6 protein-coding genes and 1 pseudogene are annotated in these 7,522 nt (G+C 43.5%); 1 reads left to right on the forward strand and 6 read right to left on the reverse strand.

Annotated features, from left to right (window positions below; all coding sequences use genetic code 11):
* Positions 1-245 precede the first annotated feature (245 nt).
* The 6 genes from RMY32_RS14050 to RMY32_RS14075 all read right to left on the reverse strand — a co-directional run bounded on the left by RMY32_RS14050 (position 246) and on the right by RMY32_RS14075 (position 6,218).
* A complete protein-coding gene (locus tag RMY32_RS14050; protein ID WP_322679328.1) occupies positions 246-1,535 on the reverse strand; it encodes a Glu/Leu/Phe/Val dehydrogenase in 1,290 nt (429 codons plus the stop codon).
* 487 nt (positions 1,536-2,022) lie between these two features.
* Entirely contained in the window at positions 2,023-2,538 is a 516-nt protein-coding gene (locus RMY32_RS14055; RefSeq protein WP_322711341.1) for a GNAT family N-acetyltransferase, read from the reverse strand.
* A 310-nt stretch (positions 2,539-2,848) separates the two neighbouring features.
* Positions 2,849-3,361, reverse strand: coding sequence for a GNAT family N-acetyltransferase (locus RMY32_RS14060; protein WP_322711342.1), 513 nt, complete (start codon positions 3,359-3,361; stop codon positions 2,849-2,851).
* A 97-nt stretch (positions 3,362-3,458) separates the two neighbouring features.
* Positions 3,459-4,604 (reverse strand): beta-ketoacyl-ACP synthase, encoded by a 1,146-nt coding sequence (locus RMY32_RS14065; RefSeq protein ID WP_322711343.1) that lies wholly within the window; start codon positions 4,602-4,604, stop codon positions 3,459-3,461.
* A 90-nt stretch (positions 4,605-4,694) separates the two neighbouring features.
* Positions 4,695-5,495, reverse strand: a complete 801-nt coding sequence (locus RMY32_RS14070; RefSeq protein ID WP_322711344.1) for a peptidylprolyl isomerase — start codon at positions 5,493-5,495, stop codon at positions 4,695-4,697.
* Positions 5,496-5,648: 153 nt separating this feature from the next.
* Positions 5,649-6,218: a photosystem I assembly protein Ycf4 gene (locus RMY32_RS14075; protein WP_322711345.1), complete on the reverse strand. Its 570-nt coding sequence runs from the start codon at positions 6,216-6,218 to the stop codon at positions 5,649-5,651.
* Between the two features lie 917 nt (positions 6,219-7,135).
* Here RMY32_RS14075 and RMY32_RS14080 point away from each other — a divergent pair.
* A pseudogene (locus RMY32_RS14080) lies at positions 7,136-7,522 on the forward strand (photosystem II D2 protein (photosystem q(a) protein)); the annotation flags it as partial.

Consider the following 7,522-nt stretch of genomic DNA (forward strand, 5'->3'; position numbering starts at 1 on the left):
AGTAGTCTGCCAACCCAAAATTGCTATGTTTGGACTGGGAAAAGGGGAAAGGGGAAGGAATGAAAACCTTTTTCCTTTACCCCTTGCCCTTTACCCCGCCAAGGAAACTTGGCGAACTACTAGTTATGTTGTAGCGATCGCTTAACAGAAACACCGACTATTCATAACATAATAAGGGCACAACTATAATATTGTGCCCTTATATTTTATCTATTCAATTAAAAACTGCTGTCTATGCCCAAAGATTAAGGATAAAGACCTCTGTCAGTCAACGCTTGAGCTACTCTACCTACCCCCAGTGTATAAGCTGCTAGCCTTAAAGAAATTTGCCGTACCTCCGACTGATGAATCACTTTGCGATAGGCTTGCACCATCAAATGTTCCATTTCGCGGTTGACGCGCTCCTCATCCCAAAATACGTAAGAAAGACCTTGCACCCACTCTAAATAACTGACTACTACACCGCCAGCATTCGCCAAAATATCGGGTAACACTGTCACACCCCGCGCCTCTAAGGCCAAGTTAGCCTCAAGAGTAACCGGGCCGTTAGCTGCTTCTGCGACAATTTGCGCCTGCACCTGATTGACATTTTCTTCAGTGATTTGGTTCTCCAAAGCTGCTGGTATTAAGACATCACAGGGTAGAGTTAATAAATCTGCATTGCTAATTGGTACAGATTGCGGGAAACCGACAATACTCTTGCGATTTTCAGCGGCGTAGACTTTTAATTTGGGAATATCAAGGCCAGTTTCAGAGAATATTCCCCCTGCACCAGTTGAAACGGCGATAATTTTTGCGCCTGCTTCATGTAGTAATTCTGCTGCGGCACAGCCGACGTTACCGAAACCCTGAATAGCTACTCGCACTCCTGTTAAGGATTTACCTCGGTCTGCTAATGCCTCACGGACAATAATCATTGTGCCACGTCCGGTTGCCATTTCTCGTCCCAGAGAACCACCAATCGAAAGTGGTTTTCCAGTTACAACTCCTGGTACAGCATGACCAACATTTACAGAGTAAGTATCCATCATCCAAGCCATTTCACGGGCAGAAGTACCCATATCTGGCGCAGGAATATCTACGGAAGGCCCAATATCTTTAATCAACTCGCTGATATAACGGCGGCTGATTCGTTCTAATTCACCAACACTGTAGCGTTTGGGATCTATAGCAATGCCACCTTTCCCACCACCGTAAGGAATACCTAATAAGGCACATTTCCAGGTCATCAGCATTGCTAAAGCAGATACTTCGCGCAATGTCACGGCCGGATGGTAACGAATTCCGCCCTTGTATGGGCCTAAGACATCAGAGTGCTGCACTCGGTGTCCAGCGAGAACTTGTATTTCCCCATTATCTAGTTTCACGGGAATGGAAACCGTGACAACCTTACGCGGATGGCTGAGAATTTCTAGCAAACCCTGATTTAAATTTAATTCTTTAGCTGCCGCTTCTAAGTAACTACACGCTTGGTCAAAGGGGCATATATGCGCTGGCGAAGCAGGTTCTGACAGCAACGAGGATCTTGAAATCATAAATTTTCTCCTAATCACGGTATCTTTGCGAACCGGATCTCATCTGTACTTAAGCTTATCCTTTTTCAAAAAAAAAGGATAAATTTTGTAGTTTTTGTTACAGTTTTTTATTATATATTCTGCTTATTGTGCAAAGCAGTATACGGACCAATACATTCACTTAACGTGAGTTCGACGGCTCTAAAAACCCCTCTCCAACCTCTCCCCCACAGGGAGAGAGGCTTTGAAACCCTAATTTTTTCGTTGTCAACTAAAAATATTTCTGCCCCTCTCCGCCTCGGAGAGAGGTTGGGGAGAGGTTCATCGAACTCACGTTTTGTTAGCTGCCGATGATCTAGGCTTTGACAAAATCTATAACAAAAGCGATCGCACTCTAATTGATGCGATCGCCTTTTTGATCTAGTTTGAACGAAAAATCATCGTTTCAGACACTTGAAATAATCGAATGTACAAAAAGCCTTGCAATATTGTAACCAGATGAATTTCTTCATCCACTATGAATAATGCGATCAAGTTGCAGTTCAAGATAGATAGTTTTAAATCCACTGCTGTTTAGGGATTCACCAATTTGGTAAAAACCGCGTTTGAGATAAAGCATCCGGGCTACATAAGAAGAAGAATGTTCCCAAGTATACAAACGTAAGTACCTTTTTGCTTTTGCTTGTGCTAAGTCGATGGTAAAGTCTAATAGCTCTTTTCCAATTCCTTTTCCTCGAAATTGTGATGCTACACAAAACCAGCCTAACCAGTCAGCTTCTTGTTCGTCTTCGCTTTTGCAATATAACCCAGTTAGCCCAATTACTTGGAAAGATTTCTCATCGATAGCAACCCAGTAATTGAGTTGGGTAATTCCACTGTTTGAAAACCATTGAGCATATTCATCTCGATATAAACTTGCCGCCAGCGATGGACTATCACTACTATTACTCACACCTGGGAAAACTTCCTCTCTTAAGTGAATTGCTTGCTCCAAGGTTGCTATCGATAATGATTCAATGTACATAGCACTAGTCACTCAAGCTTAAAGTAGCTATACCTATATCTAATACCAATTTAATGTGAAGTTGCACATATCTTGATCCCCCTAAATCCCCCTTAAAAAGGGGGACTTTGATAGACATTTTTCTGGTTCCCCCCTTATTAAGGGGGGCTAGGGGGGATCGAATTCTATGCAGCTTCATAAAAAATTGGTATAAGCTACTATCTCAATATAATCTGTAAATTTTTTGGCGAGCAGGCATTAAGTGGGAACCATTATTGCTGCCATTCTCCCTCTTCATCCCGAAGAACCAATTTTACCCTAGCTTTCATACCTAATTTGCTTTTCCTCTTGGAGTTTGTTTTTTTTTCTTAGTTGAGGATGGCACCAAATCGAAACGAAATACGAGCAAGTCCTGAATCTGAATGCTATTTTCGTAGCTTGGCTGAGGTAAATACCAAAAGTAGTCATGGCGCACACTATCCATCCGAAATCCGCACTTTTGATAAAAAGCAATGTTGCCAAGACTTGAATTAGACGTGCCGACGAGTGTCTGTTTCTTGCCGCGTTGCCTCGCCTCTTGAATCAACCAAGCAACGAACTCCTTACCTAAACCCTGCCTTTGAAAGTCAGGGGCTATACCAAGTTCCATAATTTCGCAGGGGTCGCTGCGCCATTTCATCGTTGCTGCACCAACCAAGTGTTCGTTGTCGTCCATGCGATATACAGCATCAACGAGGTTAGCAAGCCCCCATCGCAGTGCACGCTCCGATTGTTCTGCCAACAGTAGTATCGGAATCAGCGCTTCAAGTTCGTCGTCACGAGCTTGTCGAATAGCAATCGCCATTCATATTCCCTTTTAATCACAATTTATTTTTCAAAACTATAGTAACAAGTAGATGTTGAACGTTTTAGGTTTTTGACTTAAGGAGACGACAAGGGAGCTAAAGAGCTGCTAACGCGATCGCGGCATTCTGTCCTCCAAAGCCAAAACTCAAACATAATACCTGGCGAATTTTACTTAGACGTGCGGCTGTAACGATATCTAAATCAAATTCTGGCTGCTGCAATCCTAAACAAGGCGGTAATATTTGATGCTTTAGCGCCATGAGAGAAAAAGCTACACCTAAAGCTCCAGATGCCCCTAGTGTATGACCTGTGCTTCCCTTTGTGGAACTAACCGCCACGCCTTGGGGAAACAAACGCTGGATTACCATGCTCTCTATCTGGTCATTTAGCTGGGTAGCTGTGCCATGAGCATGAATGTAATCGATATCGCCTGGTGATAGACAACTACGTTCTAGACATTGTTTGATAGCAGCGATCGCACTTTTCCCTTCAGGTTCTGGTGAATTACTATGATATGCGTCGTTGGTTAAGCCGAAACCGAGAATTTCACCATACACTTTTACTTGACGCTGCTTTGCAAACTCTGCTGATTCTAAGACAAACACAGCTGCGCCTTCACCCAAGACTAAGCCTTCTCTGTGCAAATCAAAGGGATAAGCGCCAGTTTTTGCCAAAGCACCCATCTGCTGAAATCCAGCTAAAGTTAAAGGTGTAATCGGCGCTTCCACTGCACCTGCGATCGCTTGTTGACATTGCCCAGTTTGTATAAGCATAGCTGCTTGGGCAATAGACCAAATTCCAGTAGCACAAGCTGTCATTGGTGCCAAAACTATCCCAGATGCACCAATTTGTCTTGCAGCTGCGATCGCATTGAAATGAGGTAATATATCTAGCCAATTTCCAAAAGAGGACACGGGGAAATGATTCGCGTTATACATTTGCCGCGCCAGCATTTCCCAAGACGCTTGATAAGAGCGACTCGATCCAATGACTACAGCACAATCAGCTAAAGGTGCAACTAACCCAGAATCTTGTAAAGCAGAAGCAACAACCATCTGAGTTAACCTTGTCAACTCAGATGGTTGTTCGCCAATCAAACCTAGAGGAAGTGGTGTAAGTTCTGGAAATGGTTGATGTAACCCAATTCCAGATTTACCTGCGATTAAATTTCGCCAGCTATCCTCTAAGCTTCCACCCAAGGCAGAAACTAAACCAATACCAGTGACACAAACTTTAACCAATCTGAATTTTAGGAGTAAAGAATCTTCCGCTATTCAAACATTCAATTCTTCATTTTGAATTTTAAATTTTGAATTTTGAATTGATTTCTCCTACTTTCCTGGTGTTTTCAGATTTTCAGCACCTTGAGTGACTTTAGCGGAGTCAATGCGATCGCCTTGCTGAATTTTGTTTACTACATCAAAGCCTTGAGTGACATTGCCAAACACGGCGTAGTTACCATCCAAAAATGCTAGATCCGCTAAAGCAAAGTAAAACTGGGCAGAAGCGGAATCTGGTGATTGCGATCTCGCCATTGCTACTGCACCCTGTTTATGAGGCAATACGACGGGTTGAGCAGTAGCATCAAATGGTTTATTGTAAATCGGAGTATCCGAACCTTTGGGCTTAACTTCTAAAGGTATATAACGAGCGTTTCCCGTTTTTGGGTCAATATAGCTACCTGTTCCCAGTCTATCTGCTGGAACTTTCGGGTCTTTGCTTTGAGGATCGCCCCCTTGAACTACAAACGGTTGGGGATCGCGCACAACTCGATGGAAAGCTAAACCATCGTACACACCCTTTTGGACTAAATCTACGAAGTTGCCAGCGGTAATGGGGGCATCAGTGCCGTCTACTTCGATAGTAATCGGCGAACCTTTAACCGTGATTACCACAGTAGCCTTGCCTTCGAGGCGCGGTAAATCTGCCAGTCCAGGAATGCTCTCACTACTAGTTTGAGATACAGATGTTGCTTCAGTAGTTGTCTTGGTGCTTGCCTCGGTTGTGGTCGAGGTAGCTGTCGAGTTTGGAGAAGAACTATTAGAAGCGACTTGCTGTGTTGAACATCCTCCCAAGATCAAGGCACTGATAATCACAAAAGAAAGCAAAAATTGAGAAATTTTTAACAGCATTGCCTGTTACCGATTTAACCAGAGTATCTTATCGTTTTGAGGAGCATTGGGCATAAGAGGCAGAGGGGCACAGAGGTAGAAGTTCTAAAATGTTTGAATTTTGAATGCGTGAATTGATTTCTCCCCTGCTCCCCCTCTTCTTCCCTCACTCCCTTACAATCCTTCTAACGATACTCCCAAAAAGCGGGCTAACTTTGCGCCTTCTGTTTCCAACTCTGTTAAAGATACTGGTTGTCCAACCCGTGTTAATGGTATATCTCGCCGTCCTTTAATGCGTAGATAGAGGGCGCGACGGGGGTTAAGACCTTCTTTTATGTCTATTAATACAGATTGGACATCTTCTATGCGGCTATCAATCTGAATTCGGCGGTTTTTACCAGGAAACCCCCAACGGAAGATTTTGATGGCACCAGTTTCCCGATCGAATTCGTTGTAACCGCTTCCAACATCCAATAAAATCACTAACCACAGGTATGTAGCTAATAGCAAGCCAGCAGTACCATATAACCCCATCACTAATCCTTGAGGGACAAATACCAGTTGAGTGGGATCGGAAACTATGAGTAAATTAACTTTTAAGTAACTGGATATGCCAGCCAATAGAAAGCCGCTTGCTCCCAAGGTAACGATAGTTGCCCACCAGTAGTTACTGAACCGACGAGAACCGAGAACATTTTGGTGCAGGAGGCGATCGCCTTTGTTAATCGTTGTTGATGTCGTCATTGAACTACCATTGCCTGTGAGATACTCGCTGTCACATACTCGTACACTAAATGCTTTTGCATAGAGTGGCGGGTTCCTTTGCCAATCCGGCTATTGCTTAGGAGGCACAAAGAGCTATGTTTGAAGTCCACGGGAACCCTGCCGCAGACTATAAATTTTTCACTTTATACCCGACAAATTTTACTGTCTTGGATAATGCTGGCTTCCTTGTACTACAAGACAAACCACTTAGACTATTTGTATTAGTCAAGATATGCCAACTTTTTTTCTCGTTGTCTAACGTTTCACATAGGTTTTCCAGAGGTGTATCAACGACGTGGCCGCAAAGTCATTATCCACATTTTACCAAACATCGTTGACAAAAACTCAACTGCGCCCTTCCATGTTCCTGCTACCGATATAATTTTTTAGGAAATGTTGTACTAGTTGTTCACTCAATGACTGATAAAAATTCTTTACTCCCTCACTCTTTGCCCTTCTTATTCCCTGCTTCCCTCTCCCTACCTCTTTTTGACCTCTTGAAATGAGTTATCTACCTACCTCCATCTACATTAAATTTTTTTAGATTTCTGAGAAAAGTTGTGTCAAATTGTAAAATTTCTGATATTCATATTATTTATAAGGTTCGTGTTTCATAGCTCATTTCCTTTTGCGTATCAGGCAAAAACCCTGAGTAGTGTGATAAGTTAAGAATCATTAAGTTACCACAAGCTAAATTACTAGCCGATGGTACGTGTAATGTCATAACCCTGAGAAATAATGACTTAACTAGTCAGTAAGCTCTCAGAATCTCAGTTACTTAAAAGCAGTTGAGATTGTCAAAAAAACGTTAATTCCTCACGGCAGTCGGTTACATTGGCTTTCCGTAATGCCCTAGAAACGTTGCAATTTTAGTAAAAAAAGAGGATTTAAGTCCGATGACCATCGCAGTTGGACGTGCGCCCAGTAGAGGGTGGTTTGACGTTCTAGACGACTGGCTCAAGCGCGATCGCTTCGTATTCGTAGGTTGGTCAGGGATACTACTATTCCCCTGCGCCTTCCTAGCACTAGGCGGTTGGCTGACCGGCACCACCTTCGTTACCTCTTGGTACACCCACGGATTAGCCTCCTCCTACTTAGAAGGTGCTAACTTCCTGACAGTAGCAGTATCCACCCCCGCCGACAGCATGGGACATTCCCTATTGCTGTTGTGGGGACCAGAAGCCCAAGGCGACCTCACTCGTTGGTTCCAACTGGGTGGATTGTGGCCATTCGTTGCCCTACACGGCGCCTTCGGTTTGATTGGGTTCATGTTGCGGCAATTT

The organism is Nostoc sp. ChiSLP03a (assembly GCF_034531215.2).
Lineage (GTDB): Bacteria > Cyanobacteriota > Cyanobacteriia > Cyanobacteriales > Nostocaceae > Nostoc.

Coding starts and splice junctions, on each gene's coding strand:
- RMY32_RS14070 (WP_322711344.1), bottom strand. CDS start 5,495: ATGCTGTTAAAAATTTCTCAATTTTTGCTTTCTTTTGTGATTATCAGT.
- RMY32_RS14055 (WP_322711341.1), bottom strand. CDS start 2,538: ATGTACATTGAATCATTATCGATAGCAACCTTGGAGCAAGCAATTCAC.
- RMY32_RS14050 (WP_322679328.1), bottom strand. CDS start 1,535: ATGATTTCAAGATCCTCGTTGCTGTCAGAACCTGCTTCGCCAGCGCAT.
- RMY32_RS14060 (WP_322711342.1), bottom strand. CDS start 3,361: ATGGCGATTGCTATTCGACAAGCTCGTGACGACGAACTTGAAGCGCTG.
- RMY32_RS14075 (WP_322711345.1), bottom strand. CDS start 6,218: ATGACGACATCAACAACGATTAACAAAGGCGATCGCCTCCTGCACCAA.